The organism is Nocardia implantans (assembly GCF_035544775.1).
GTDB lineage: Bacteria > Actinomycetota > Actinomycetes > Mycobacteriales > Mycobacteriaceae > Nocardia > Nocardia implantans.
The window spans coordinates 61,143-86,263 of record NZ_JAYKYQ010000009.1; the positions used below are offsets into that span (position 1 = coordinate 61,143).

Genomic DNA, 25,121 nt, shown 5'->3' on the forward strand with positions numbered 1-25,121 from the left:
CCCGCCGAACCGGCACGGAAACACACGAACGTTTCGCACACCGATCAGCCGGAGGCGGTGTGCCGCGCCGCGTCCGCCGGCCTGGTTCAGCGGGAACCTCTGACCGATCGGTCGCGGACGCGATACCGCCCATGGATTTCGACGACGGTACGGCCGGACGACGGGCAGTGCGTGATCAATTCAGTTGCGCGACAGCGGTTGCGCCGATCTTGTGATCGGTGATCGAGGATGCCGCACCGGACACGCCGAGCGCACCGAGGACCGTGCCGCGGATTCGGATGAGCACGCCGCCGCCGTTGGGCACCAGCGCGTGCGCATCCGCGCGCCGCGCTTCGCCGAACAGCGACCGCCCTTGCGGTGCGGCGGTCATGTGCACGGTGTCGAACCCCAGCGCGACAGCCGCCCGCGCCTTGTGTTTCGCGATATCGCTCGCCGGTGGGGGCGCACCGTCCATCCGCGCGACGGCCACCACCGTTCCGCCTGTTTCCACGATTGCCAGCGACACGGCCTCGCCGAGTTCGGCCGCCGCCTTGCGTGCGGCGGCGATCACCGAGTCGGCCTGGTCGAGCGAAATCGACATACGACCATTCTTGCCCGGGATCGGCCACGCTCGAAGGCCACCCGCACGAGCGTCCGTGCGATTCATCGAGTGGACGACCGCCCGCGACACGCCGTGTCTCGAACACACCGAAGACTCTCCCTGTAGCAACTATCGAGCTACCATTTCACCAAGTTACTCACCGGCGTTTCCCTCGACCTGTGATCCACAGAGCCCGCGCGGACGCGGCGACGGACCAGCGCCGGTGAGCCGCCCACCTCGCCCGCCCCGGCGGTGGGACTTCCCAGCCCTGACTGGGACGGAGCCCGTAGCCAACATGTCGCAACATAGGATGAATTCTGGATCATTGGGGTGGCAGTGATCGCCGACGAAGCAATTGCACTGAGCGACAAATGAATTCGGTTGCTTGTCACCGAGCAGGAAGCGGGCAGGAGGTATGCGAGTGGGCGCGACAGCACGGTCCGGAAAGCAGCGAGGTGTTCGCGGTCGGCTGAGAAGAACCAGCGCCGTCATGGTGACGGCGGTGCTGATGTCGCCCATCGGCGCGACCGTCGCCACCGCCGCGCCGATCCACACCCCGGTGCTGCGCGCGCCCGCGCGCGGTTTCAGCGAGCTGTCCGTGCCGTCGAGCATGGGGCCGATCAAAGTCCAGGTGCAGTGGGCGGCGCGCGGCGGCAGCGCGGCGCTCTACCTGCTCGACGGGCTGCGCGCGCCCGCCGACCACAGTCAGTGGTCGAGCGACACCGACGCGCTGAGCCAATTCGCGGACGACAACGTCACGCTGGTATTGCCGGTCGGTGGCCACTCGAGCTTCTACACCGACTGGTACCGGCCCAGCAGCACCAACGGCCAAGAGACGACGTACAAATGGGAAACCTTCCTGACCCAGGAGTTGCCCGCCTATCTGCAGCGCTACGGCGTATCGCGAACCAACAACGCCGTCGTCGGAGCCTCCATGGGCGGCAACGCCGCCCTGATCCTGGCCGGATACCATCGCAACCAGTTCAAGTTCGCCGGATCGTTCTCCGGGTTCCTGCACCCGACGTTCCCGCTCTGGAACGAAGCGATGCGCGCCGCCATGCGGGACGAGGGCAATTTCAGCGTCGACGACATGTGGGGGCCGGTCGACGACCCGGCCTGGAGTCGCAACGACGCCACCGTGCAGGCCGATTTGCTGCGCGGACTGCCGATCTACGTCTCGACCGGCAACGGCCTGCCCGGCCCGCTCGACGTGCCGTTCGGAGTCGGGAACACGGTCAACGCGATGGGCCTGGAGTCGATGACGACGATCGCCGCCCAGATGTTCCGTGATCGCCTCGCGGAGCTGGGGATGACCGCCCGCGTCGACACCGTCGACGGGACGCACACCTGGCCGTACTGGTCGCAAGCGCTCGCCACCGCGCGTCCGATGATCCTCGACGCGCTCGGCGCGCACTGACCGCGTTGCACCCGCACTAGCCGGACAGCACGCCCGCGACGACCGCGCTCACCGCGCCGCCGACCGCCGCGCGCGAAGGTGGACCGGCGTCCCGGTCGGCGAACAGCAGATGCGCGGTTCCGATCAGCATGGGGGCGAGCGTGCCGATATCGGCGGTCGCGGCGATCCGGCCGAGATCGCGTTCGGCGGTGAGGTAATCGGCGATCATGGCGGTCGCCTCCGCCAGCACGGGGACGCCGGTCGGCCGGTCACGGCGCAGGCGCGCGCGCAACTCGTCCCGGAACGCGATCAGGCTGACGATGGCCGTGGTGACCGGGCCGAACAGGTCGGTCAGCGCGTCGGTGAGGTGCTCGACCACCGCGCCTTCTCCGGCGGATTCCCGCAGAGCGGCGGCCCGGCGCTCGTTCTCGGCGATCCGGGCGGTCACCAATTCGGCGAGGAAGTCGTCGAAGTCGGCGAAGTGCCGGTGCAGAACACCTTTCGCGCAGCCCGCCTCCGTGGTGACCGCCCGGCTGGTCAACGCGCTCGGCCCGTCTCGAAGCAGGATCCGGTCGGCGGCGTCGAACAGTTGCTCGCGCACGTCGCGGAGGGCGACTCCGGTGGGCATGCCGATGTCCCTTTCGGTTCGGATCGGCCCACCCCATTGTCGAGTGGGCACATGCCCATTTACAGTGGGCACATGCCCACTATACCTTCGCCGGAGGAAACGCCGCACCGGCAACGGCAGATCGCGGAGTCGTTCGGGGTGGATGCCGAACGCTACGACCGGACCCGTCCCAGCTATCCCGACGCCCTCGTCGAGCACATTGTTTCCGCCAGCCCCGGGCGTGCGGTCCTGGACGTCGGCTGCGGCACCGGCGTCGAAGCCAGGCAGTTCCAGGCAGCCGGTTGCACGGTGCTCGGCGTCGAACCGGATTCCCGGATGGCGGAATTCGCGCGGTGTCAGGGGCTCGAGGTCGATGTGACGACCTTCGAAGCCTGGGACAGCGGAGGCCGCGTTTTCGATGCCGTGATCGCGGCAACGGCCTGGCACTGGGTCGATCCGGTCGCGGGAGCGGCGAAGGCGGCGGAGGTCTTGCGCCCCGGAGGCGTGCTGTCCACGTTCTGGCATGTGTTCCAGCTCCCGGACGAGGTAGCCGAAGCGTACGGCGCGGTATACCGGCGGGTGGTGCCGGACTCGCCGTTCCCCCTCCAGGCGGGCACCCGAGCCGCGGCGATGTACCGGCCGATCCTGGACAAGACCGCCGAAGGAATCCGGAAGACCGGCCGCTTCGACGAACCTCTGGAATCGAATTTCCCGTGGGAGCGGACCTACACCAGGGACGAGTGGCTCGACCAACTTCCCACGCACGGCTCGATGACCCGGCTGCCGCAGGACAAGCTGACGCAAGTGCTCGACGGCGTCGGCGCGGCGATCGACGCGATGGGCGGCAGTTTCACCCTGCCTTACACGACGGTCGCGATCACCGCGACCCGCTCCGCCACGCCCTGACCCGCCGGCACGGTCGGCGCGGAGTTCTGCGTCCGGGCGCGCTCAGGGTGCGTCGGCTCGGTGGTCGGCCCACAGACGGTCGGCGTCGCCCGCGGTGATCCGGCCGCGGTAGACGTCGATCTTGTGGTCGATGAGTTCCAGGTTCTCGTGCAGCTCGGCGATTTTCGCGGCGACCTCGGCGCGGTGCGCCTCCATGAGGGCGAGCCGTTCGTGTTCGTTGCCGCGGCCCGCGGCGACGAGTTCGGCGTAGCGGCGGATGGTTCTGATGGGCATGCCGGTGGCTCGCAGCCTGGTGCAGACCCTGATCCAGTCCAGATCCAGTTGCCGGTAGCGCCGCCAGCCCCCGGCCGCGCGGTCGACGGGGGTGACGACCAGGCCGGCGCGTTCGTAGTAGCGCAAGGTGTGCACGCTGACCCCCGTCCGCCGGGCGGCCTCGGCGATGTTCATGCCTTCGCCAGACGGGTCGGAATCCGGCTGCGGCTTGACTTCGAGCACGCTCTAAAACTTAGCGTCCGTGCTCATGACGACAACACTGATCACCGGAGCGAACAAAGGTCTCGGTTTCGAGGCCGCCCGCAGGCTCCTCGCCGCGGGCCACCGCGTCTACCTGGGCAGCCGGGACGCCGAGCGCGGGCGCCGCGCCGCCGAGCGGTTGGGCGCGCGGACGGTCCAGCTCGACGTCACCGACGACGCGTCCGTGGCCGCCGCGGTCGCGGTCGTCGAAGCCGACGGCGGCTTGGACGTGCTGGTCAACAACGCGGGCATCGCGCCGGAATGGACCGCGGCAGGCGCCGTGACCGGCGCCGCGGAACTGACCGCCGACCTGATGCGGCAGACCTTCGAGACGAACGTCTTCGGCACGGTGCGCGTGCTGCACGCGTTCCTGCCCTTGCTGCAACGTTCCGCCGCGCCCGTGGTGGTGAACGTCAGCAGTGGGCTGGCCTCACTGACCCGCATCAGCACCCCCGGCAGCCCGGCTTACGCCTACCCGGGCGTCGCCTACCCGGCATCGAAAACCGCGGTCAACGCGCTCACGGTGCAGTATGCGAAGGCGTTCCCGAATATGCGGATCAACGCGGTGGAGCCCGGCTTCACCAAGACCGACCTCAACGGGAACACCGGCCTGCAGAGCGTGGAGCAAGGCGCGGAGATCATCGTGCGGATGGCGCGGATCGGCAAGGACGGCCCCACCGGGGCTTACGTCGCGGCCGACGGCGTCCTGCCCTGGTAGTCGGCATCGGGCGAGGTCCGCGGACGCGGACTGCATAGTCCGCGCCGCGCAGGGCAGTCCCGATACGAGTCGCCACGGCGCCGAACGGAGGGCTCTGCAATGGACCTGTCCATCACATTCGTCGGCAACGCCACGACCTTGCTCTCCTACGGCGAGATCACGCTGCTGACCGACCCGAACTTCCTGCACCGGGGGCAGCACGCCTACCTGGGATACGGCTTGCTGTCCAAGCGGCTGCGCGAACCCGCGCTGACGATCGATGAACTGCCGCCCATCGACGCCGTCGTGTTGTCGCACATGCACGGCGATCACTGGGACCGCACCGCGCAGCGCGACCTGGATCACGCCCTGCGAATTCTCACCACGCCGCATGCTGCCGAGCGGCTGCGCCGCCGCGGTTTCACCTCGGCGAAGGGGCTGCGTACCTGGCACAGCGACCGAATCGCCCGAAGTGGGCACAAGGTGCGCGTCACGTCGCTGCCCGGCCGTCACGCGCCGACCTGGAGCTGGCGCCTGTTGCCGCCGGTGATGGGGACCATGCTCGAGTTCGGGCCGATCGCCGGCCCGCCCGAGCGCCGGATCTACATCTCCGGCGACACCCTCCTGGTCGCGGAACTCGCGCAGATACCGGTTCGATTCGACGACATCGATGCCGGCGTGCTGCATCTGGGCGGCACGCGACTGCCCGCCGGAGCGCGCCTGCCGTTCGGGCTGACCGTCACCATGGACGGTCGCCAGGGCGCCGGCCTCGTCGACCTGCTGCGTCTTCCCCGGGTCGTGCCGGTGCACTACGACGACTACACCGTCTTCGCCTCTCCCCTGAGCGATTTCCAGGCGCAGATGCAGCGACGCGGGTGGGGCGATCGCATCGTGCAGGTTCCCCGAGGCGAGACGGTCACATTGTGAGACGCCTGCGGCGTGCGGAATAGCCGACGGTTGGTGACGGTCATGGCGCGACGGACGCGCCGTTCTACTGCGCTGCCGCGGGTGAACGGATCGCGTGTGCTCGCGCGATGACCTCCGTCAGTCCGTATGCGTTGACGATGGGGATCCCATAGCGGTTCTTGAACCTGGTGCGCAGGTCGACTCCGGCCGGCGCCGCGCAGCACAGGGCGAAACGCACCGACGAGGTGTCCGGCCGCGTCCGGCCGGGCAGGTCGGACAGCGCCGCGTACAGGTTCGGCACCGCGGACGAGTAGGTGGGCCGGGTTCGCTCGACCCGTTCCAGGAACGACTCCGGGTCGAGCTGGCCCGCCATGGTGGCGCGGCCTCCGGCCACCAACGGCGCGAGCGCGCCGACGACGAGGCCGCAGATGTGCCGCATCGGCAGGGTCGACAGGCTGTGGTCGGCACCGGTGAGGGCGAAGACCTTGATCACCAATCGGCACATGGCCTCGAGATTCCGGTGATCGAGCAGCGCCCGGTCGCCGTCGCGGTAGGTGATCAAGGCCAGCGTCTCCGCGCCGGGCCGCACGGCGGGGGTGCGGTCGCGTTCCCCCGCGCCGAGTGCCACGGCGACCGGGAGTACCCGGACGGACGAAGGGATCGCCGCCGGGCGTTCGTGCACGATGAGTACCTCGCACTCCGCGTCGCCTACCCGCTGACCTACTTCCTCGTCGGAGGCCACCGGATCGATCACGGCCGCCGTGGCGCCCAGCCGCCAGATCGCGAACAGCGACACCATCAGGTCGACGGCGCCGGGCAGCACGGCGCCGACGACATCGCCGGTCGTCACGCCCGCGCCGCGCAGGCGGGCCGCGGCGCGCTGGACGGCGGACAGGAACTCACTGTTGGTCAGCTCGGCTCCGTCGGCGGCAAGGGCCGGCTCGTGCGGGGCGGCAACAGCGCGACGGTCCGGAAGGGTGGAAAGCGTCATGCGATGTCCTCAGCAGCGGCGTAGTCGTTCGATGACAACGCTAGAAAGCACCGCTCGGCTCGCCACCGTCGTACAACGATCAATTTCGCCGCCCACCTTGTCGCCGGAAGACAACATCCGCCGCCGCGGTCGCGGCCAGGTAATACGATCGGCTCGTGACGAGTTCTCGTCGCAACGGCGAAGCCGACATCGACCGTTGTGTCGCGATGATCACCGCCCGCATGAACGAGCGGGTGCGGGAAATCAGCGCGAGCATCCATAGCGCGCTCGAGGAAGAGATACCCGAGCTGCGCGCCGATGTCCGCACCGTGGAACTGCTGGGCGCCAGTGTGCAGGGCAATGTCGACACCATGCTGCACGCGCTGCGCCACGACATCCCCGTCGCGCGCACCCACCTGCCCTCGGCCGCGACCGAGTACACCAGGCGTCTGGCCCAGCGCGGCGTCCCGCTCAACACCCTGGTGCGCGCGTACCACGTGGGACAGCGGCGGGCGACCGAACTGGTCTTCGCCGAACTGCAAAGCGCCGACGTCGCGCCGGTCGATCGCTTCGTGGTGGCCCAGGCCATCGCCACCAGGCTGTTCCGGTACCTCGACCAGGTGATCCAGCAAGTGGTCGCCGTCTATGAAGGAGAGCGCGAGCAGTGGCTGGACACCCGCAACAGTGTGCGCGCGCTGTGTGTGCGCGAGCTGCTGACGGGCAAGAAGCCGGTCGACGTCGACAGCGCCACCGAGCAGATCCGCTATCCGCTGCGTTGGCATCACTTGGCGCTCGTCGTCTGGTATCCCGGCGTGGAATCCCGCGGTGACGAACTCGGCGAGCTGCAGCGGTTCGTTCGCCGGTCGGCCGACACGGCGGCGACCTCAGCGACCCCGCTGTTCGTCCCCGACGATCAGCTCTGCGGCTGGGCCTGGCTGCCCTACCGTTCGGCGCGGCCCGAAGCCGTCGCCGAGGTCCGTGGTTTCGCGGCCGCGCGACGCGACGGCCCGAGCGTGGCGATCGGAACGATGGCGCCAGGACTGTCCGGGTTCCGCCGGTCTCATCGCCTGGCCCAGGACGCGCGGTCGGTCGCGCTCGCGCGGGAAGACGCCGGACACCGCGTGGTCGCGGCCGACGACCCGGGACTGTCGGTGGCGGCGCTGCTCGACGGCAGCACCGCCGAAGTCAGGGAGTGGGTCGTCGACGTGCTGGGCGACCTGGCCTCCGACACCGACAACGACGCGCGGCTGCGTGACACGCTGCAGGTCTTCCTGCGCACCGGATCGAGCTACAAGGCCGCCTCCGCGGAACTCGACCTCCACTCGAACTCGGTGAAATACCGGGTGGGACGGGCGGTTTCGCGACGCGGCAGGCCCATCGGCGACGACCGGCTCGACGTCGAACTCGCACTGCTCATCTGCCACTGGTACGGACCGGCGGTACGGCGACCCGATTCGGCGTGACCCTGCTGCCGCGCCCTCGGCGGCGCGGCCCGGCTCCGTACGGAGGGATCAAGCGATCAGGAATCGAGAAGCGCTGGTCAGCGGGCTACCGCTACGTTGGACGCGAGCCGTTCGGACACAGAGGAGGACGAATGAACTGGGACAGACGGGTTCGGCAGACGCACCGGTGGCTGGCCGTCATCTTCACGGCGAGCGTCGTCGTCACCGTGGTCGCCTTGGCACTGAGCGGCCCGGTGTGGTTTTCCTACGTGCCGCTGCCACCGCTCGCCTTGCTGCTCTTCTCCGGGCTCGGCGTCTTCGGGTTGTCGTGGGCGGCCAGGCGACGCGGCCGGGCTGCCGGGAACACCGCACCGCGGCCAGTCGTGTCGGCGCCGCGGGTCCGGCAGTTGCACCGCTGGTCGGGCATCGGCTTCGTCGTGACCGTTCTCGCCACTTTCGTCGCCTTGGCGCAGCAGGAGCCGGTCGTCTGGGTGTCCTATCTGCCGCTGTTGCCGCTCGCCCTGCTGCTGTTCTCCGGCCTCTACATGCTGGTGCGGCCGCTCGCCCTCGAGCGTCGGCGCGCCGGCCGGGTCGCCACGTCCTAGGCGCCCTCCGGCGCGGCGCGGGCAGCGATATGGTCGGAGCATGCGATCCCGGCCCTTGACTTTGATCCAGGACGACCTCGTCGACTACGACAAGGCCATGGAACGGATGGGGGAACTGGTCGACCAGCGCCACAGCGGCGCGCGGCCGGACACCCTGTGGCTGCTGAGCCATCCGCCGGTCTACACCATCGGGCGGAAGACACCGCGGGAGCACCTGCCGGACCCGGCTCACGACATCCCGGTCGTGCAGACCACGCGCGGTGGCCAGCTCACCTATCACGGGCCCGGCCAGCTGGTCGGCTACCTCGTCGTCCGGCTCGATGCCGGCGAAGGTGTGGTGGACTACATCCGTGAGGTCGAGTTCCGCCTGATCGAGGCGCTCGGCCGGTTGGGCGTTCCCGCCGAACGCCGCGACACTCCCCCCGGCTCCGAGCTGCTCACCGGCGTGTGGACCCGCGACACCGGCCGCAAGATCGTCTCCATCGGCATGCGCCAGAGCCGAGGGATCACCAGTCACGGTTTCGCCCTCAACGTGAACGGCGACCTCGAGCCCTGGCGCTGGGCCGTCGCCTGCGGGCTCCCCGACGTAGACATGACCTCCGTGGCCCGCGAATCCGGCGCGGCCACCATGGAACACGTGCGCTCGATCGTCGCCACCGCTTTCGAAGCGAGCTGAACCCGGCGCGCGACGCATCCCCTGTGCGGCAACCGCTGACCGCGCGTGTGCCCGCAGGCCGACGCACCTCAGGCGCAGGCCGCGGTGTCGAGTGAGCGGCGACCGCTGACCGCACGTGGGCATATACCTGCGGGCGGGCACTCCTCAGGCGCGGGCTGCGGGGATCAGCCGGGCCCGCGGTGTCAAGGTGCGCATGCTCCTCTTCACGACGGTGGCGTAGGCGGTGGTGGCGGCTCGATCGGTGGGCCGTAGCGGGATGTTCAGCAGTTCGCGGGTTCGCTGGTGCAGCACCGTGCGGACCGCGAAATCCGGGAGCGCGCGCGGAATCCAGGTGTCGGGGCGCAGCAGTTCCGGCGCGAGCTTGTCGCTGTGCGGGGTGACGGCGAGTTCGGTGGCGCACACCGATTTCAAATAGTCGTCGAAATCCGCCCAGGTTCGCGGCATGTGCCGCGCCGAGATGCCGTAGCGCAGGTACCACTCACAGCATTCGGCGTAGAGCGTCTGCTTCTCGTCGAGAGTCAGTGGGCGGTCGAAGGTTTCGATCGCGGTGTAGAGCGCGTCGACGTAGGTGGCGTGCTGGAAGAAGAACAGCTCGGGGGTCAGGCCGCTGTAGCGTTTTCCCCGGCTGTCCACGCCGTGCACCAGTCCGTGCCCGTACAGAATCGCCGGATGCGGATCGCACAGCGTGTAGGCCAGATGGATCATTCGCGACACGGTCCGCTTCTTGTGCGCCCACAGGCTGCTCGGCGCGTGGGCGACGATGGCCGCCGCGACGGACGGGTGCAGGATCTGCAACCCGACCGCACGCGGCAGGCTCAAGACGAAGCGGCGGTCGCCGAGATACCGCCCGAGAAGCGAATCCCGGTCGAGCGGAGCGGATTTCATTCCCGCAGCCTCATCCGCGCGACGACCGGGGCGAGCAGGCGGGGAGTCCACCAGTTGGCGGTGCCCGCTATCCGCATGGCGGCGGGGACCAGGATGGTGCGCACGAGCGCGGCGTCGAGGACGACGGCCAGGGCCAAGCCGACTCCCAGGGCGCGCATGATCGACACTTCGCTCGTCGCGATGCCGACGAACACCACGGCCATGAGCAGCGCGGCGGCGGTGACGACCCGCCCGGAGCGGGCCAGGCCGACGGCCACGGCGGTGTCGGCGTCGGCGCGGGTGCGCGGGGAACGTTCCCATTCCTCGGTGAAGCGGGAGAGCAGGAAGACCTCGTAGTCCATCGACAGGCCGAAGGCCACGCAGAACAGCAGCACCGGGACGGTGGCGACGGTGTAGCCGGTGGCCGTCGTGCCGAGGCAGCCCAGATGGCCCTCCTGGAAGATCCACACCAGTGCGCCGAACGTGGCGCTCAGCGAAAGGGTGTTCAGCACAAGGGCTTTCAGCGGCAAGACGATGCTGCCGGTGAGCAGGAACAACAGCAGCGCGGTGGTCGCCACGATCCACAGCAGCGCGACGACGAAGCCGCGGGAGATGCCCGCCGAGGTGTCGGCGGTCTGCTGCGCCAGCCCGCCGACGAGGATGTTCCCCGGTGCGTCGACGGCGCGGATCGCGTCGAGCTGGTCGCGCCCCTCGTCGGAGTACGGGTTCAGCGCCGTCGCGACGGTCAGGTGCGCGGAGCCGCCGGACCCGGTTCGTCCATCGGCCGGGCCCGCCGCCGAACCCGCCACGTAGACACCGGCCGGACCGCTCACCGCGGTGACGCCGTGGACCCGGGACAAGCCCGCGGTGTACTCGCCGAGCCGCTCGGCAGGCGCCCCGGTGACCACGATGTGCACGGTGCCGGTGATGTTCTGGTCGAACCCGTCCCGGATGCGGTCGCCGACCTGCCTGGACTGCGCGTCGGCGGCGAGCACCCGATCGTCGGGCAGGCCGACCCGCAGGTCGAGCACCGGCGATCCGGCCAGCAGCAACAGCGCGAGCACCGGCAGCGCGGCCAGCAGCGGACGTCGCTGCACCGCGCGCGCCACCCGGTAGAGCCGGGTGCTCTCGGCGGGAGCGGCCTCGCGCGGGGGCTTGCGATTCATGCGTGGGCCCAACAGGGCCAGCAGCGCGGGCACGCAGGTGAGCGCCAGCAGGATGGACAGGACGACGACGGCGACGCCCGCATAGCCGATGGAGCGCAAGAAGGCCATCGGGAAGACCCACAGGCCGACCAGCGCGGTGCCGACGATGACGCCGGAGAACACCACCGCCCGCCCGCCGTGGCGCATGGCCGAGGACAACGCCTGTTGGTGCGGCAGTCCGCGGCTGATCTCTTCCCGGTAGCGGCCGATCAGCAGCAGCGAGTAATCGATCGCCAGCGCCAGGCCGAGCGCGGTGGTGATGTTGAGCGCGAAGATCGACAACTCGGTGAGGAAGGTGAGCGCGAACAGCACCGCGGTGGTGCCGACGATCGCGAGCACGCCGACCACCACCGGAACGGCGGCGGCGATCACGCTGCGCAGGAACAGCACCAGCAGCAGGAAGGTCAGCGGCACGGCGATCGCCTCGGCGAGCACGAGGTCGCGGGAAGCGGCGGCGTTGATCTCCTCGAACGCCATCGCCTGGCCACCCGCGAGCACGGCGACGCCGTCCCGGTCGCCGGTGTGGCGTTCGGCGAGGGCGTGCGCGGTGCGCTGGGCGGTGTCGTCGTCGCCGTCCAGGCCCGCGATCACCAGACCCGTGCGGTGGTCGCGGCTGACCAGCGCGGCGCCGGTGGGCTCGAGCCATGACGTCACGGTGCTCACCCGGTCGTCCCGGCGCAGGTCGGTGACGATCCGGTCGGCGGCGGCGCGCGCCGCGGGCGAGTCCGCGCCGCCGGGCGCGTCGACGGCGAAGATCAGTTGCATGTGCGAGACGCCGTGCTCGGCGGCCAGCACATCGGCGGCGTGCGCGGACTCGGCGTCCGGGTCGACGAACCCGCCGGAGGTCAGCCGGTCGGTCACCAGCCCGCCCAGGGAGCCGAAGACGAGGAAGGCGACGCCCGCCACGACAAGGACCAGTTTCGGCGCCCGCGCGCAGATCTCGGCGACGCGGGCGATCACTCCGGTCGCGCCCGCGGTGTCGGCGGTGTCGGCGGAAGTCGTCATTTCCCCTCCACGGCGGGCAGCCACCAGACGGGAGTGACCTTGTGCCCGGCGCCGATCTCGATCGGCGGATGCGATTGCCAGCCCAATATCTCGCACATCTGGACCACGTCGGAGGACTTGGCTTCGCCGTAGCCGGGCAGGCCCTTGGCCCGCGCCACCCGCATGACGCGTTTGAGCAGCGCCGCGCCGCCGCCGAGCGTTCTTGCGCCGACATACCAGAAGTAGAAGTGCGGTTCGGTGGGGTGCGCCGCCTCCACCTTGGACAGCATTCTCGCCATCAGCACCGTGCGCGGCAGGCCGAGCAGCACGATGGCGGGAAGCCGCAACAGCCAGACCCACAGCGGGAAGCGGGGTCCGGTGCGCTCGTAGGCGATGAGCACGGCGGAGGGTGACCGGTCGGCGTCGAACGTGGCCTGCAGGTAGCCGCCGAGGCGCGCGCAGATCTCCACCTCGCCGCGGAAGAACCAGTACAGCGCCTTCGCCGCGCGGGCGGGCCGCTTCGGGCGCACGTCCTGCCAGATCGCGTCGTCGGTGAAGGCGTCGGCCAGCACCCGGGCGGCGGCGGCCCGCTGGTGCCTGGCGACGTTCGACGGCATCGTCACGGTGGTCATCTCAGCCTTTCTGGTCACGGTTCACCCGTGGGCGCCCTGGTAGAGGGCGTCGAACTTCTCCCCGCCCGCGGGTCGGCCGAGGGCGGTCAAATACAAGGTCTGCCTGCCCGGGGGCAGCGCGCGGTTCCAGTACTCGGGCGCCAGTCCCCCGACCCCCGTGACGCCGGCGCCGTGCCGGGCGGCGAGGAGGTAGAGCACCTGTCCGGCGACTCCGGTGCCGAGCAGCAGCGCCTGCCGGTCGGCGTCGATGGTCGAGTCGTCCTCGCTGGCAGGGGCGCTGAAGACGACGAACGCCTCGGCTCCGAGCAGGTGCTCCTGTCCGGCCAAGCCGGTCAGCAGGTCACCGGGCGGCAGTGCCGTTCCGCCGGGCGCTTGCCCGACCACGTGCATCGTCGGCGTCGGTAATCCCAGGCGGCTCAGCGCGATCGCGGCGATCTCACGGGCGCTCGCGACCACGGCGCCGAGGTCGTAGCCGGGCGGCGTGCCGGTGCCGAAGGCCGCGGCGGAGCGGCGGATCGGGATGAACCGGGCCAGATTGCCGGGCAACTCGCCCGCACGGTCGAAGAACACCGGCTGCGGTGGTCCCGGCGGTCGCAGGCGATCGGCCCACTGCTCGAATTCGTTGCGGCCCATCTGCACTCGGGGCATGGACGTGGTGACCAGCCGCCAGCCGTCGGCTTCCCCGTCGTGCGGCACGAAGGCACGGACCAGTCCGGCGGCGAGCACGTCGCCCGCGACGCCGCCGGCCCCGGTGCCAGGCAGCCCGTCGGCGAAGCGATCGGCCGCACTGTCGTCCCGGTCGAGCAGCGCCAAGGAGAACAGGGCGTGACCGGCGTCGATGAGATGGTAGAGGTAACCGCGGGCGCCGTATTTGCGCATGGACAGCCAGGGCCGCCCGACCAGCAGGCACAGATAGTCCTCGGCGCCGGTACCGAACTCGGTGTCGGCGCGCACCACCAGCTGCTTGCGAGCGGGGTCGAGCAGCGCGATCGCGCCGGATTCCGGTTCCACCAGGAGGATCTCGTACGGATACGTCGCTCCGGCGGAAGGCACGAACCGTGACCGACCGCCGCGGCGGCGGCCGATCAACCGGTCCACGTGGCCGACCGCGCCCGCCACCGGACCGGTGAGCGGTTCGATGCCGACGGTCTGCGGCAGCGGAGGATGGATCACATCGCCCCAGGCCAGGGCGGATCCGGTCATCTGCACGTCAGCTCCATTCCGCGGTCTCCGGGTGCGCGCGGCGCACCCGCCTGCGGGTGTGCTCCCAGTACGAGCGCACCGAGAGGTCGGCGAAGATGTAGTCGCGCTTGGCGGCGACGTCGAGGGGATTCGAGATCGAGAACGGACGCCCGCTGGCCAGCGCGTCGAGCTGGAGCCGGCAGGCGCGCTCGAGCATCAGCGCGAACACCACCGCGTGGCGCACGCTGCGGCCGACCACCACGCTGCCGTGATTGACCAGGAACACCCCGACCCCGTCGTCCAGGGTCTTGGCGATCGCCGCGCCGACGTCGAAGGTGAGCACGGTGTTGCTGGTGTCGTGGAACCGGTGCACCTCGCCGCCGAGCAGCGCGCCCTCGTGGCTGAGCGGCGCCAGCTCGGCGTCGAGCGCGCCGAAGACCAGGCTCGCCGGGGCGTGGCTGTGCACGATGCCCGCGACGTCCGGGCGAGCGGCGTAGATGGCTTGGTGCAGCGGTAGTTCCGGGGGCGCCTGCGCGTCCGGCGGCTCGGCCGCATCCACCGCGGCGTCGACGAAATCGGCGGGCGTGGCCTCGTCGAAACCGACCAGCGCGCCCTTGATGGCGAAGCGGTCCCGCCCCGGCCTGCGGACCGAGATCTGTCCTTGGTTGAAGTCGTCGTGGCCGCCGGACGACAGTGCTCGCGCACCGATCGCCGCTTGGATCACCAACGGGGAAGTCATAGCGTCCTCACAGTCGTGCCGCGATGGCGTTGCGCTGGATCTGATTGGTGCCCTGGATGATCTGCAAGAGTTTCGCTTCCCGCATCCACCGCTCCGCCGCCTCGCCCGGCAGGTAGGCGGAGGCGCCGAGGACCTGCACGGCGTCGGTGGTCACCCGCATGGCGGTGTCGGTGGCGAAGAGTTTCGCCTGCGCGGCGAGCAGCCCGGCCTCTGGTCCGCCCGCGTCGATCTCCGCGCAGGCGCGGTGCAGCAGCTGACGGGCGGCGGCGAGCTGGGTGGACATGTCGGCGAGCAGATGACCGACGGCCTGATGCCGGATGATCGGCACGCCGAACTGGACACGCGACTTGGCATAGGCGGTCGCGCGCCGCAGCGCCGCGGCGGCGAGCCCCACCGCGCACGCCGCCAGGCCGACCCGGCCTTGGGTGAACATGTCGTCGGCCACCCGCGCGCCACGGTTCACCCGGCCCAGCACGCGGTCCGGGGGCACCGCCACCCCGTCGAAGACGACGTCGGCGCTGGGCAGAGCGGCGGCGCTGTGCTTGCGCGCCGCGGGCGCGACGGTGACGCCCTCGGCGGCGGAGTCGACGGCGAAGCAGGTCAGGCCGCCGAGTCCGGCGTCGCTGGTGCGCGCGTACACGACGAACACGCCCGCCACCGGCGCGTGCCCGGCCCAGGTCTTCCTGCCGTGCAAGCGGAATCCGTCGCCGCTGCGTTCGGCGCGCAACTCGATGGCGGACATGTCGGATCCGGCCGCGGGTTCGCTCACGCAGTTGGCGCCCAGCATGCGGCCCTCCGCCAGCGCCGGCACCAGCTCGTCCCGCACTCGTGGTCGCGCGTGCCTGGCCACGGTGAGGGCGACGAGCGTTTGCAGATGCACCGATTCGGCGAGGGCGAGCCAGTTCTCGGCGATGACCTCCACGTTCGCGCAGAACGAGCGCACCGCGCCCCGGCGGCCCGCGATCACCGGCTCGGCCAGGCCGGTCGCCATGATCCGGCGGAACAGTTCCGCCGGGAACCGGCCCTCGTCCTCGTATTCATCCACCATTCCGGCGCAGCCGCCGAGCAGATCGCGCAGCAACTCTGTGGCCTGCGCCGACGGCTCGGAGGCAGCCCCCTGCGGTTCCCGCCTGGTGTCGTGCGCGTGTTCGGCCGCCTTCGCGGCCGCCCCGCTCATACCGGCACTCCCGCGAGTTCGGCGAACGCCTCGGCCGCCGTGTACCGGCCGGGCTCCGCCTGTTCCAGCCACGCCGCCAAACCGAGCGCCGCTGCGGCGGGCCCGCCCAGGTCGCGGACGCGGTGGCTCAGTTCCCAGCTCTCCCCGGCCGACGCGATCACCACGTGGTGGTCGCTGACCGGCATGCCGTAGCGCTGCGCGAGCACCGCCGCGCCGTCCGGCAGCAGAGCGGCCAGGTTGGTCGCGGTCGCCGACGGCGCGTCGATCTTGGTGGTGGGATGGCGGTCGAGAACGGTGAACTCGGCGTCCGGGACCAGCGCGACGGCCAAGCGAGCCGCGAGTTCCACCGCCCGCGCCTGCACCCAGTGCAGCGGGCTGAGATTGGCGGCGACCATGACCGGAACCCGTTGCGCCAGAGCGGAAAGCGTGTCCTGTGCGCTGCCGGGCCGACCCGACACGCACGACAGCAACGCCGCCCCGGTCCGCACGCAGTACCCGGCCACCGCGTCGAGCGCAGCGGGCCTGCTGGCGTCGATCACCACACCCGGCGCTGTTTCGCCGACCGTCCACCCGGCGGAGTCGGCGGTGGTCACCACCGGCACACCGGCTCGCTCGCACGCGGCGAGCACGGCCCGGCCGAGGCGTCCGGTCGCGCCGATCACCGCCACCGGACGATCAGGCGTCCTCGACACCCTGGTTCCTCAGATAGGCCACGATCGCGGCGACCGTGCGCAGGTGGTCGAGGTCGTTCTCCAAGTCGATCTCCACGCCGTAGCGGATCTCCAGCGCGTCCACCAATCGCAGGAACGACAGCGAGGTCATCCCCGCTTCGGCGAAGGTCTGCTCGGAGCGCTGCGCGCTGTCGGCGTCGAGCGTGCCGTCGGTCGCGGTCGCCACCAGATCGGCGACCGCACTCGTGAGCGAATCCTGCACTACGTCGGACATCAGCGGCCTCCCGTGACCGGTTGCTGGAATGTGTGCATGAGCAGCTCGCGCACCGCCGCGGCCTTGACCTTGCCGGTGGCACCGCGGGGCAGTTCCCCCACGGTGACGAGCACCTCGGGCACCTTGTAGTCGGCCAGGCGTTCGCGCAGGAACCCGCGCAGGTTCGCCGCGTCGAGCGGGACGCGGGTCTGCACGGCGGCGCCGACGCAGTCGCGGCCGCTCGGCGTCGTCAAGGCCAGCACCCGGCAGTCGGTGACGTCGGGGTGCGCGGTGATGGCGTCGCTGACCGATTCGACGGTGAATTTGCGCCCGCCGATGTTCAGCACCGGCTGGGCCCGGCCGCCGAGGAACAGCTCACCGCCGGTCACGGAGCCGGTGTCGGAGGTGACGTAGCTGCCGTCGGCGGCGATCGCGCGCTCGAATTCCCCCGGATAGTTCAGGTACCGGGTGCCCATCGAGGCCGTGCGGACGTGCAGCACCTCGACACCGTCGGCGCCGGGCCTGGATTCGACGGTCACTCCCGGCAGGAGCATGCCGTTGCCCTCCGGCCGGGTGCCGTCGGCGAAGGTGACGGGCCCGGTCTCGGCGATGCCGTAGTAATCCGAGATCGGCCCCGACAGCGCCGCCACGTGCGACGCGACCGACGCCGACAGCGGCGCCGCCGACGACAGCCGTAACCGGATGCGGCGCAGGGCTTCCCGGGTTTCTTCCGGGAGCGCCGCGGCGGTGTAGTCGGTGAACCGTTCGTAGGCCGCGGGAAACGCCACCAGGATGCTCGGGCGCAGCGCCGTGACGTGACGCATGATCGCGCCGCCGCTCGGCATCCCGCCCGGCAGGGCCAGGCTCGCGCCGGTGAGCAGGCTCGGCATCAGCGTGGTGTTGAACGCCAGGCCGTTGTAGCAGCCCGCGAAGCACAGGCTCAGATCGTCGCGGGTCAGCCCCGCCGCACCCGCCCAGGTCCCGGCCGCGTTGAGCACGGCGCGGGCGGAGAACTCGATGCAGGCGGGAGCGCGGGTGGAACCGGAGGTCAGCCGCCCCAGCTCGGTGTCGGCGGCCAGGGCGGGACGCGCACCGGTGAGACCGGTCGCCTCCGCCACCGAGCGTTCGTCGAGCGCGACCGCCCCGGCGGGAACGTCACCGGTCGGCGCGTGGACGACGGCATCGATGCCGCAGCCGCGCACCAGCGTGTCGATCTCGGCCCGCCCCAGGCTCGGGTCGGCCAGGATCGGCAGATCCGCGCGCGACCACACGGCCAGCAGGGTGGCGATGTAGTCGGGATGATTGGCCAGGGCGAGCAGGATCCGGCTGCCGCCGCGCGGCGCGACCGCGTCCAGGAGACCGGCTCGGCGCTCGGCGTCCGCGCGCAGTTCGGCGAACGTGCGCGTCTCCCGCAGGGTGAGCACCCTGGCGTCGGGCGCGTCGTCCATCGCGGCGACCAGCGCCTCGTAGATCCGGGTCGGGCGCGCGGCGGCGCTCATGCCGGTCCGCCGAATTCGATGTCCGGCCCGAACAAGCCCCGCAGGATCTCGGTGGTGTTGGTGCGCAACGCCCGTTCGGCCAGCGGGTCGAGCATGTCGGCCAGTGACGGGATGCCGAGGTCGACGACGGCGTCGAACCGCACCGTCACCGCGTCCTCGTGCGGCGTCACCCGCCACGCGCCGTCGAAACGCGCGAGATCACCGGTGATCTGCTCGAACGACAGGGTGCGCGCGACGTCGTCGACCACGTCGCGCTCGGTCCACTGCAGCAGCCCGTTGCGGAACCACACCGACCAGCTGCTGACCTGGGTGCCGTGCGGATCGACGTCGAGGGTGATGTCGCGGACGACATCGGCGTGCTCGGCATAGGACGGGAAATCACGCAGGCGCGCGAACACCACGTCGGGATCGATGTCGCGCACGGTCGCCCGCACCGCCACGGAACGCTCGGCCATCAGACCATCACCTCGCTGCGCTCGTGCGCGGTCGCGGCCATGTTCTCGCGGGCGATCACGGTGCGGTAGGTGGTGCGCATGACCTCTTCGGCTTCGGCCGCCGAATAGGCCTGCGGCGCGCCGGGCAGCGTGCCCAGCGAGGTCGGCATCGGATCGGGCTGGAACAGCGCGGCCAGGGTGGTCATCAGATTCGCCATTTTCGTTTTCTCGGAGGGGCGCAGATCGTCGAAGAAGGCCGGTTTGAGCAGACGCTGGAAGATCTCGGGATCGACGCGGCGTGGACTGCGATGCGGCAGGCCGTATTCCGCGGCGGTCTCGTCGAAGATCTCCAGCAGGCGCTGCGCGGTGATCGCGGCGGGGCCGATGGTCGCCCACGCGAGTTCCGGTGGGGTCTGCGCCTCGACCACGGCCGCGATCACAGCGGCCACCACGTCGCACGGCACCAGGTCGTAGCGCGCTTGCGCCGCGCACAGGAACAGCGGCACCGAGCCACGCAGCATCGCGCGCGAGATACTGTGCACGCCTTGATATTCGGTGATCGCACCGGTCTTCGAATGTCCGCCGATCGCGGAGGGGCGCACGATGGTGTACGGCAGGCCGCTGCCGCGCACCGCCGCCTCCCCTGCGCGTTTGGCCACGAGATACTCGCCGGGACGCAACGTGGCGTAACCGCCGGTGATGTCCTCCGGCAGATCCAGATCGACGAACGCGGTGCTCACGTGCACCACCCGCGCCGAGGCGCGCGCCGCCAGGTCCAGCACACGCTGGGTGCCGACGACGTTCACCGCGTGCAGTTTCTCTGGTCCGGCGGCGAAGTCGACGTTCGCCGCGCAGTGCACGACGAGATCGAGTCCGTCCAGCACCATGTCGGTGTCTCGGGCGTCGAGCCCGAGACCGGGCGCGGTGAGGTCGCCGCGCACCACGGCGTCGGCGCCCGCGACGGGACGGCTGTGGGTGAGCGCCACGACTTCGTGCCGGGCACCGAGCATCCGCAGCAGCGGCACTCCGACGACACCGGCGCCGCCGGTGACGAAGATCTTCACTACTTCTCCTCGCAGAAGGTCAGATCGCGTGGGCCGCGAGGCGCACGCATGCTTTCTCGAAGGCCTCGAGCAGCCATGCCTCGTCGAGTGGCTGCAGCGTGGCCGGTGGGGTCAGACGCAGCACCGGTCCCGCGTTGAGCGAGTGGTTGACGACCACCCGCGCGTCGATCATTTCCAGCAGGAACTCGCCCGCCAGCCCGGCGTCGGCGAATTCCAGGCCGAAAAGGGTTCCGGCGCCGCGGATATCGATCAACTGCCGCGGGCAGGTGCGGTCGCGGATCTCGGAGAGGCCGGTACGCAGCCGGTCTCCGATCCGCGCCGAGGCCGCGACCAGGTCCTCGTCCCGCAGCACCGCCAGCGTCGCGGCCGCGGCGGCCATGCCGAGCGGGGCCGCGGAGAAGGTGGAGGTGTGCAGGCACAGGTCGGCGTCGAAGGCCGCGTAGGCCTCCTCGGTGGCGATCGCGGCGGAGACCGGGAGCACGCCGCCGCCGAGACTTTTGCCGACCAGCAGCACGTCAGGGGTGATCTGCTCGATCTCGCCGCGCCACCAGGTGCCGGTCCGGCCGAGTCCGGTCATGATCTCGTCGAGCACCAGCATCGCGCCGCGTTCGCGGCACAGCCGCTGCGCCTGTGCCAGGTATCCGGCGGGCGGCACGATCACTCCGCCCTCGCCCTGGATCGGCTCGAGCACCACGCAGGCGTCCGAGCCGTCGGGGCCGAGCGCCTCCTCCAGCGCGGCCGCGTCGCCGTAGGGCACCCGGGCCGCGCCGTGCAGCAGCGCGCGGAACGGCGCCTGGTAGGTGTCGTTGGCGGTCAGCGACAGCGCGCCGATGGTCTTGCCGTGATAGCCGCCCGCCGCGCCGATCAGCCGCGTGCGTCCCTGGATGGCGGCCATCTTCAGCGCCGCCTCGGTGGCCTCGGTGCCCGCGCCGGCGAAGTACACCTTGGTCAGCCCGGCCGGGGCGACCTCGGCCAGAGCCGCCGCCGCGCCCGCAGCGGCGGCTTCGAGCATGCCGCGGGTGCCGACCGGATGGCGACCCAGTTGCTCGGTCACCGCGTCAACCACCCGCGGATGCCTGGCGCCGAGCAGGAAGACGCCGTAGCCGCCGCAATTGAGGAATTCGCGACCGTCGGTGGTCCACAGCCGCGTCCCCTCGGAGCGACGCTCCACCAGTCCGCCGAGCAGGCTGCCCAGCTGTGCACGCGCCCTGCCGAGATGCTGCCGAGTTTGTTCCAGAACCACGAATTCCGTTGTCATACAAGACTTTCCGGGTCATAATGAGGGCGCCCCGCACACCCCCTGAGGACATGAGAGACACTAAGTTTCAGTCTCTCAGAGCGTCAACTCGAACCCCGCGTCCCGCACACTGAACGATCGACCATTAAGGCCGGGAGCTGCCCGGTTGCGACCGGTTGTGGCATGGCCCACAACCGCAGGTCACAGCAACTTCCCCGGCGCTCGGCAGCCGGCCCGCGGCCGCCGCGGCACGACCGAGCTCGTGCCGTACGGCGATCGGCCGCCCTTATGCGTTACCGGACGTATCCCAAACTCGATGAGCCGCAGTACTGGCAGACCACGAAATCCGCGCGTCGATTCGCGCGGGCCGCACGAGCTGTGAAGAATGCTCGCAATCACGAGATCAACTGTCCGCCTGGGGATAACGCGCCATACGGAGCGGACGCGACGACTGGAGAAATAGCGGTGGTACTGCTGTGGGTGGTGATCGTTGCCATCGTCGTGGTTCTGCTCGGCGGTGCGGCCGCGGCGATGGTGTGGGATCCGAATCCCCGCCGGAAAGCCAGAGCGGCCGAGCGGGTCGCCCCGCCGCCGCTGACGGCCGTTCCCTCGGCGTACGACAGTTGGCCGCGCCGATCCTGACGCCTCATCCGGCCACGGCCCGCTCCGTCCGGCCGTCGAGCCGACCCGCCGACCCGCAGTGTTGCCAAACGGTTGCCCGCCGGTGAGCATTTCGGGCTTCCCGGTGCACGCCCACGGGGTACGGTGCGGAGGAAGAGCGCTGCGCCGAGCCTTGGCAGGCGTCCGCGTGCGGCACTGGCACCGATGATCCCGAGACGACGGAGGTGCGGCGGTGACAGGCACAGAGGCAACGCAGTGGCCGGCGTTGCGCGTCGACGACTGGACTCCCACCCGGGAGACGCTGCACATGTGGACGCAGATCATCGGCAAGATCAGGCTCTCGCACGCTCCGCTGGTCAACCACTGGTGGCAGGTCACCTTCTACGTCAGCCCGAGGGGCCTGACCACCTCCGCCATCGCGCACCCGGCCGGATGCTTCGACGTCGAGTTCGACTTCCTCGATCACCGGCTGCGTATCCGCTCCAGCGACGGCCGGACCAGGCAGATCGCGCTGGAACCCAAGCCGGTGGCCGACTTCTACGGCGAAACCGTCGCCGCGTTCGGCGAACTCGGTATTCCCGTGCGAATCCAAGCCAGGCCCAACGAGGTCGAGCCCGCCATCCCCTTCGCCGACGACTACGAGCACCGCTCCTACGACGCCGCGGCCGCGACCTTGTTCTGGCGCCAGCTGCTGGCGGCAGACCGGGTCGTGCACGAGTTCCGCGCGCGCTTCATCGGGAAAGTGAGCCCGGTGCACTTCTTCTGGGGAGCAATGGATTTGGCGTGCACCCGATTCTCCGGACGGCCGGCTCCGCGACATCCGGGCGGCGCGCCCAACTGCGGCGACTGGGTCATGGTCGAGGGTTACTCGCATGAACTGAGCAGTTGCGGTTTCTGGCCCGGCGGCGGGGCGGAGGGCGCCTTCTACGCCTACGCCTACCCGGAACCGGACGGATTCGCCGAGTATCCGGTTGGCCCGGCAGACGCCTTCTACAGCCGGGACAACCGCCAATTCCTGCTGCCGTACGAGGCGGTTCGCACCGCCGCGGCGCCGGAGCGCGCGCTTCTGGAATTCCTCGAGACCACCTACGCGGCCGCCGCCGACCTCGGCCACTGGGACCGCGCCGCCCTGGAGGCCGACCCGAACCGGTGGAAGCACAAACGCCGAGCGCGCGAGACGGACATGTCGCGGCCGCCCGGCTAGTGATCCGGCTTCGTTGCGTCGCTCGACGACCCAGCGGGCGCGAGACCGGGCACCGACCCGCCCTCGTCCCTCCGGACATCACCGGAAGAGCAGGTGAGTGACCTGTTCAACGGTACGTTGGTCAGGTAATGCGCGTCCGATGATCGCCGATTCCCGAATCGATCCCGGACGAGCTGGGCAGAGCTTCGCGCCAACCCTAAACCTCCCACAGATGGGAAGCCCCTGTCGGACGGATCACCAATCAATGTATCGTTATATGACGGCACGTTAATCGACGGGATGAATCTTATGCACAACACGAGAAAGCGCGTGACAGTGCGTCGAGTGGTGGCCTCGGCGCTGATCGGTGGGGCGGTCGTCGTTGCGGCGGCGGTCGCTTCGCCCGAACCCACGGTGACCACCACCGCGGACCGGTACTCGCACAACCCGGCGGACAAGCGCGGTTCCGGCGTGGGCGAGCGCGCCCGCAGCAGCAACCACGGTGGCTACCAGGGACGCAACGAGCGCCCGTGCCAGTACACCCCCGAGGGTTACTGCACCGGAGGACGCTAGCTCCACGCAGCGTCCGGCGCATCGCCAGGGCGGCCCGAAAGGGCCGCCCTTCCGCGTGCCATCAGTCCTGCGCCGGACCGTAGGCGAGGTGGACGACGCCGTTGGCGTAGACCTCGTGCTCTTTCAGCGCGAGCTTGGTCGCGTCGACGCCGTCGCTCCACAGGCGCTTGCCCTTGCCCAGCGCGATCGGGTAGACGAACAGGTGCAGGTCGTCGACCAAGCCGTCCGCGAGCAGCGCCCGCACCAGTGTGCCGCTGCCGCTGATGTAGATGACGCCGTCGATCTCGTCCTTCAGCTTGCGGATGACGTCCGGGTCGTAGCCACCGATGCGGGTGCTGTTGGCCCACTCCACCTGCGGCTCCCGCGCGCCGACGACGTACTTCGGCGTGTCGTTGAAGAACGGCGCGCCCGGGTCGTCCTCGACGGTGCGGGTGGACCAGGCCGGAGCGAACATCTCGAACGTGTTGCGGCCCAACAGGATCGCCTTCGACGCGGAGGTGATCGCGCCGAGCGTCTCCCCCATCTTCGGATCGAACCCGAACTCGAAGGTCCAGGACGGATCCTCGTACACGCCGTCGAGAGCGATGAATTCGTGAACTGCGATGGTTGCCATGGGTGTTTCCTTTTCTCGGGCGCTGCGGCCGGTGCCGCTGTCGGCGACGACTCTGCCGGTGCCGCCTTACGGTTTGTTTACGGTCGGTCCGCCGCCTTCGGGCGGACCCGGTGTCGAGGTTGCTTTCTACCGCACGAACGGCGTTTCGGCCCGTGCCGCGCGCAAGGCGCACGCCCACCAGATGAGCTGGTCGAGCGCGGCGTCGGCGTCCTCGTCGAGTTCGGCGTCGCGGCGCGGCCAGCTGCCGTCGCCGGCGAAACGCTGCCAGGCCTTGGTGACGGTGACGGTGCGTCGGATGAGCACCGCGTTCAGTTCGCCGAAGACCGGACGCAACTGGGCCGCGGCGTGACCGCCGTCGGCGTCGCGGCCGTATCCCACCACCGACCGGCTTGGCGGCCCACTCCTCGTCGAACCAGTCGACGGCATGCTTCACCGCGGCCGGAAAGCTCCGGTTGTATTCGGGTGTGACCAGGACGAACGCGTCCGCCGCTGCCAGCCGTTCACCGAGAGCGCGCACCTCGGGCGGTAGCGGCTCGTCGGGATCGGTCAATCGGCCGGGCAACGCGGTCTCGGCGAGATCGATACGGTCCACGTCCGTGTCGCGGCGGCCGAGCCGCCCGGCGAACCAGTCCGCCACTGTGGGGCCGAAACGGCCCGCGCGGGTGCTGCCGAGGATCAGCGCCACCCGTATCCGGCGGTGACCGGTCATCGCGCGTCCTCCGCTGTCACACCGGCGTTCGGCTTCGTGGGGTCGGGGGCGAGCGCGTCATCCGGCGGTCGTGGCAGGCCGTGCGCTCCGTCATGCGGCCCACGGTCCCGGGGCAGTCCGTCCGCGCGGGCAGGCGTCCGCGCGGTGGAGGCCGCACCGCGGACGTTCCGAAGTGCGGTGGTC

28 protein-coding genes and 1 pseudogene are annotated in these 25,121 nt (G+C 70.4%); 10 read left to right on the forward strand and 19 right to left on the reverse strand.

The annotated features are described in order from the left end of the window. Nucleotides 1–175 precede the first annotated feature (175 nt). Entirely contained in the window at nt 176–580 is a 405-nt protein-coding gene (locus U3653_RS21310) for a GlcG/HbpS family heme-binding protein (RefSeq protein WP_195081720.1), read from the reverse strand. A 415-nt stretch (nt 581–995) separates the two neighbouring features. On the opposite strand from U3653_RS21310, the gene U3653_RS21315 reads away from it, so the two are divergent. Beyond that, on the forward strand, nt 996–1,997 hold the full coding sequence (locus U3653_RS21315; RefSeq protein WP_435406579.1) for an alpha/beta hydrolase: 1,002 nt from the start codon (nt 996–998) through the stop codon (nt 1,995–1,997). A gap of 16 nt (nt 1,998–2,013) precedes the next feature. Here U3653_RS21315 and U3653_RS21320 read toward each other — a convergent pair whose 3' ends face one another. Then, the gene (locus U3653_RS21320; protein WP_195081718.1) at nt 2,014–2,604 is read right to left on the reverse strand and encodes a TetR/AcrR family transcriptional regulator; all 591 of its coding nucleotides are present in this window, start codon (nt 2,602–2,604) and stop codon (nt 2,014–2,016) included. 72 nt (nt 2,605–2,676) lie between these two features. Here U3653_RS21320 and U3653_RS21325 point away from each other — a divergent pair, with 72 nt between their 5' ends. Next, on the forward strand, nt 2,677–3,489 hold the full coding sequence (locus U3653_RS21325) for a class I SAM-dependent methyltransferase (RefSeq protein ID WP_195081803.1): 813 nt from the start codon (nt 2,677–2,679) through the stop codon (nt 3,487–3,489). A 42-nt stretch (nt 3,490–3,531) separates the two neighbouring features. Here the strand turns inward: U3653_RS21325 and U3653_RS21330 are convergent, their stop codons facing one another. After that, complete coding sequence (locus tag U3653_RS21330; RefSeq protein ID WP_323124320.1) at nt 3,532–3,984, reverse strand: MerR family transcriptional regulator; 453 nt, start codon at nt 3,982–3,984, stop codon at nt 3,532–3,534. A 25-nt stretch (nt 3,985–4,009) separates the two neighbouring features. On the opposite strand from U3653_RS21330, the gene U3653_RS21335 reads away from it, so the two are divergent. Both U3653_RS21335 and U3653_RS21340 read left to right on the forward strand, forming a co-directional pair. Then, entirely contained in the window at nt 4,010–4,720 is a 711-nt protein-coding gene (locus tag U3653_RS21335) for an SDR family NAD(P)-dependent oxidoreductase (protein ID WP_195081717.1), read from the forward strand. 99 nt (nt 4,721–4,819) lie between these two features. Beyond that, nucleotides 4,820–5,626, forward strand: a complete 807-nt coding sequence (locus tag U3653_RS21340; protein WP_195081716.1) for an MBL fold metallo-hydrolase — start codon at nt 4,820–4,822, stop codon at nt 5,624–5,626. A gap of 64 nt (nt 5,627–5,690) precedes the next feature. Here the strand turns inward: U3653_RS21340 and U3653_RS21345 are convergent, their stop codons facing one another. Next, entirely contained in the window at nt 5,691–6,596 is a 906-nt protein-coding gene (locus tag U3653_RS21345) for a class I adenylate-forming enzyme family protein (protein ID WP_195081715.1), read from the reverse strand. A gap of 155 nt (nt 6,597–6,751) precedes the next feature. Here U3653_RS21345 and U3653_RS21350 point away from each other — a divergent pair, with 155 nt between their 5' ends. From U3653_RS21350 to lipB, 3 genes are all read left to right on the forward strand, one after another. Further along, on the forward strand, nt 6,752–8,038 hold the full coding sequence (locus tag U3653_RS21350) for a PucR family transcriptional regulator (RefSeq protein ID WP_323124319.1): 1,287 nt from the start codon (nt 6,752–6,754) through the stop codon (nt 8,036–8,038). 131 nt (nt 8,039–8,169) lie between these two features. After that, complete coding sequence (locus U3653_RS21355; protein WP_323124318.1) at nt 8,170–8,622, forward strand: hypothetical protein; 453 nt, start codon at nt 8,170–8,172, stop codon at nt 8,620–8,622. Between the two features lie 40 nt (nt 8,623–8,662). Next, entirely contained in the window at nt 8,663–9,298 is a 636-nt protein-coding gene (gene lipB, locus U3653_RS21360; protein WP_195081714.1) for a lipoyl(octanoyl) transferase LipB, read from the forward strand. A 144-nt stretch (nt 9,299–9,442) separates the two neighbouring features. On the opposite strand, the gene U3653_RS21365 is transcribed toward lipB, so the two are convergent. From U3653_RS21365 to U3653_RS21420, 12 genes are read right to left on the reverse strand one after another with little or no spacing between them, the layout of a single operon-like run. Then, a complete protein-coding gene (locus tag U3653_RS21365; RefSeq protein ID WP_195081713.1) occupies nt 9,443–10,183 on the reverse strand; it encodes an oxygenase MpaB family protein in 741 nt (246 codons plus the stop codon). Beyond that, nucleotides 10,180–12,372: an MMPL family transporter gene (locus U3653_RS21370; protein WP_195081712.1), complete on the reverse strand. Its 2,193-nt coding sequence runs from the start codon at nt 12,370–12,372 to the stop codon at nt 10,180–10,182. Before U3653_RS21370 ends, U3653_RS21365 begins: the two co-directional genes overlap by 4 nt. After that, nucleotides 12,369–12,983 carry a hypothetical protein gene (locus tag U3653_RS21375; RefSeq protein ID WP_195081711.1) on the reverse strand — a complete coding sequence of 205 codons (615 nt, stop codon included), beginning with the start codon at nt 12,981–12,983 and terminating at the stop codon, nt 12,369–12,371. Before U3653_RS21375 ends, U3653_RS21370 begins: the two co-directional genes overlap by 4 nt. Nucleotides 12,984–13,004: 21 nt before the next feature. Then, nucleotides 13,005–14,186 carry a hypothetical protein gene (locus U3653_RS21380; RefSeq protein ID WP_195081710.1) on the reverse strand — a complete coding sequence of 394 codons (1,182 nt, stop codon included), beginning with the start codon at nt 14,184–14,186 and terminating at the stop codon, nt 13,005–13,007. Between the two features lie 7 nt (nt 14,187–14,193). Further along, nucleotides 14,194–14,904: a class II aldolase/adducin family protein gene (locus U3653_RS21385; RefSeq protein ID WP_195081709.1), complete on the reverse strand. Its 711-nt coding sequence runs from the start codon at nt 14,902–14,904 to the stop codon at nt 14,194–14,196. A 7-nt stretch (nt 14,905–14,911) separates the two neighbouring features. After that, a complete protein-coding gene (locus U3653_RS21390; protein WP_195081708.1) occupies nt 14,912–16,081 on the reverse strand; it encodes an acyl-CoA dehydrogenase family protein in 1,170 nt (389 codons plus the stop codon). After that, complete coding sequence (locus tag U3653_RS21395) at nt 16,078–16,773, reverse strand: dihydrodipicolinate reductase C-terminal domain-containing protein (RefSeq protein WP_195081707.1); 696 nt, start codon at nt 16,771–16,773, stop codon at nt 16,078–16,080. The genes U3653_RS21390 and U3653_RS21395 overlap by 4 nt, the downstream gene beginning before the upstream one ends. Then, nucleotides 16,757–17,026 carry an acyl carrier protein gene (locus U3653_RS21400; protein ID WP_195081706.1) on the reverse strand — a complete coding sequence of 90 codons (270 nt, stop codon included), beginning with the start codon at nt 17,024–17,026 and terminating at the stop codon, nt 16,757–16,759. The genes U3653_RS21395 and U3653_RS21400 overlap by 17 nt, the downstream gene beginning before the upstream one ends. Beyond that, nucleotides 17,026–18,504 (reverse strand): class I adenylate-forming enzyme family protein, encoded by a 1,479-nt coding sequence (locus U3653_RS21405; RefSeq protein ID WP_195081705.1) that lies wholly within the window; start codon nt 18,502–18,504, stop codon nt 17,026–17,028. Before U3653_RS21405 ends, U3653_RS21400 begins: the two co-directional genes overlap by 1 nt. Next, nucleotides 18,501–18,959, reverse strand: a complete 459-nt coding sequence (locus tag U3653_RS21410; RefSeq protein WP_195081704.1) for an SRPBCC family protein — start codon at nt 18,957–18,959, stop codon at nt 18,501–18,503. Before U3653_RS21410 ends, U3653_RS21405 begins: the two co-directional genes overlap by 4 nt. Then, complete coding sequence (locus tag U3653_RS21415; RefSeq protein ID WP_195081703.1) at nt 18,959–20,002, reverse strand: SDR family oxidoreductase; 1,044 nt, start codon at nt 20,000–20,002, stop codon at nt 18,959–18,961. Before U3653_RS21415 ends, U3653_RS21410 begins: the two co-directional genes overlap by 1 nt. Nucleotides 20,003–20,021: 19 nt before the next feature. Then, nucleotides 20,022–21,260 (reverse strand): aspartate aminotransferase family protein, encoded by a 1,239-nt coding sequence (locus tag U3653_RS21420; RefSeq protein WP_195081702.1) that lies wholly within the window; start codon nt 21,258–21,260, stop codon nt 20,022–20,024. A gap of 444 nt (nt 21,261–21,704) precedes the next feature. Here U3653_RS21420 and U3653_RS21425 point away from each other — a divergent pair, with 444 nt between their 5' ends. From U3653_RS21425 to U3653_RS21435, 3 genes are all read left to right on the forward strand, one after another. After that, on the forward strand, nt 21,705–21,881 hold the full coding sequence (locus U3653_RS21425; RefSeq protein ID WP_195081701.1) for a hypothetical protein: 177 nt from the start codon (nt 21,705–21,707) through the stop codon (nt 21,879–21,881). A 211-nt stretch (nt 21,882–22,092) separates the two neighbouring features. Continuing rightward, a complete protein-coding gene (locus U3653_RS21430) occupies nt 22,093–23,064 on the forward strand; it encodes a DUF5996 family protein (protein WP_195081700.1) in 972 nt (323 codons plus the stop codon). Nucleotides 23,065–23,373: 309 nt separating this feature from the next. After that, nucleotides 23,374–23,616, forward strand: a complete 243-nt coding sequence (locus U3653_RS21435; protein WP_157111944.1) for a hypothetical protein — start codon at nt 23,374–23,376, stop codon at nt 23,614–23,616. Nucleotides 23,617–23,677: 61 nt separating this feature from the next. Here U3653_RS21435 and U3653_RS21440 read toward each other — a convergent pair whose 3' ends face one another. From U3653_RS21440 to U3653_RS21450, 3 genes and pseudogenes are all read right to left on the reverse strand, one after another. Continuing rightward, the gene (locus U3653_RS21440; RefSeq protein ID WP_195081699.1) at nt 23,678–24,229 is read right to left on the reverse strand and encodes a dihydrofolate reductase family protein; all 552 of its coding nucleotides are present in this window, start codon (nt 24,227–24,229) and stop codon (nt 23,678–23,680) included. Nucleotides 24,230–24,355: 126 nt separating this feature from the next. Further along, entirely contained in the window at nt 24,356–24,610 is a 255-nt protein-coding gene (locus U3653_RS21445; protein WP_323124317.1) for a hypothetical protein, read from the reverse strand. Between the two features lie 58 nt (nt 24,611–24,668). Beyond that, nucleotides 24,669–24,938: pseudogene (locus U3653_RS21450) on the reverse strand (NADPH-dependent FMN reductase); the annotation flags it as partial. Between the last annotated feature and the right edge of the window lie 183 nt (nt 24,939–25,121).

Excerpts from the sequence above, each read along its gene's own strand:
- U3653_RS21420 (WP_195081702.1), bottom strand. The coding sequence starts at position 21,260 with ATGACAACGGAATTCGTGGTTCTGGAACAAACTCGGCAGCATCTCGGC.
- U3653_RS21375 (WP_195081711.1), bottom strand. The coding sequence starts at position 12,983 with ATGACCACCGTGACGATGCCGTCGAACGTCGCCAGGCACCAGCGGGCC.
- U3653_RS21385 (WP_195081709.1), bottom strand. The coding sequence starts at position 14,904 with ATGACTTCCCCGTTGGTGATCCAAGCGGCGATCGGTGCGCGAGCACTG.
- U3653_RS21440 (WP_195081699.1), bottom strand. The coding sequence starts at position 24,229 with ATGGCAACCATCGCAGTTCACGAATTCATCGCTCTCGACGGCGTGTAC.
- U3653_RS21335 (WP_195081717.1), top strand. The coding sequence starts at position 4,010 with ATGACGACAACACTGATCACCGGAGCGAACAAAGGTCTCGGTTTCGAG.
- U3653_RS21390 (WP_195081708.1), bottom strand. The coding sequence starts at position 16,081 with ATGAGCGGGGCGGCCGCGAAGGCGGCCGAACACGCGCACGACACCAGG.
- U3653_RS21400 (WP_195081706.1), bottom strand. The coding sequence starts at position 17,026 with ATGTCCGACGTAGTGCAGGATTCGCTCACGAGTGCGGTCGCCGATCTG.
- U3653_RS21365 (WP_195081713.1), bottom strand. The coding sequence starts at position 10,183 with ATGAAATCCGCTCCGCTCGACCGGGATTCGCTTCTCGGGCGGTATCTC.
- U3653_RS21355 (WP_323124318.1), top strand. The coding sequence starts at position 8,170 with ATGAACTGGGACAGACGGGTTCGGCAGACGCACCGGTGGCTGGCCGTC.
- U3653_RS21405 (WP_195081705.1), bottom strand. The coding sequence starts at position 18,504 with ATGAGCGCCGCCGCGCGCCCGACCCGGATCTACGAGGCGCTGGTCGCC.
- U3653_RS21410 (WP_195081704.1), bottom strand. The coding sequence starts at position 18,959 with ATGGCCGAGCGTTCCGTGGCGGTGCGGGCGACCGTGCGCGACATCGAT.
- U3653_RS21370 (WP_195081712.1), bottom strand. The coding sequence starts at position 12,372 with ATGACGACTTCCGCCGACACCGCCGACACCGCGGGCGCGACCGGAGTG.
- lipB (WP_195081714.1), top strand. The coding sequence starts at position 8,663 with ATGCGATCCCGGCCCTTGACTTTGATCCAGGACGACCTCGTCGACTAC.
- U3653_RS21315 (WP_435406579.1), top strand. The coding sequence starts at position 996 with ATGCGAGTGGGCGCGACAGCACGGTCCGGAAAGCAGCGAGGTGTTCGC.
- U3653_RS21325 (WP_195081803.1), top strand. The coding sequence starts at position 2,677 with ATGCCCACTATACCTTCGCCGGAGGAAACGCCGCACCGGCAACGGCAG.
- U3653_RS21320 (WP_195081718.1), bottom strand. The coding sequence starts at position 2,604 with ATGCCCACCGGAGTCGCCCTCCGCGACGTGCGCGAGCAACTGTTCGAC.
- U3653_RS21345 (WP_195081715.1), bottom strand. The coding sequence starts at position 6,596 with ATGACGCTTTCCACCCTTCCGGACCGTCGCGCTGTTGCCGCCCCGCAC.
- U3653_RS21380 (WP_195081710.1), bottom strand. The coding sequence starts at position 14,186 with ATGACCGGATCCGCCCTGGCCTGGGGCGATGTGATCCATCCTCCGCTG.
- U3653_RS21310 (WP_195081720.1), bottom strand. The coding sequence starts at position 580 with ATGTCGATTTCGCTCGACCAGGCCGACTCGGTGATCGCCGCCGCACGC.
- U3653_RS21340 (WP_195081716.1), top strand. The coding sequence starts at position 4,820 with ATGGACCTGTCCATCACATTCGTCGGCAACGCCACGACCTTGCTCTCC.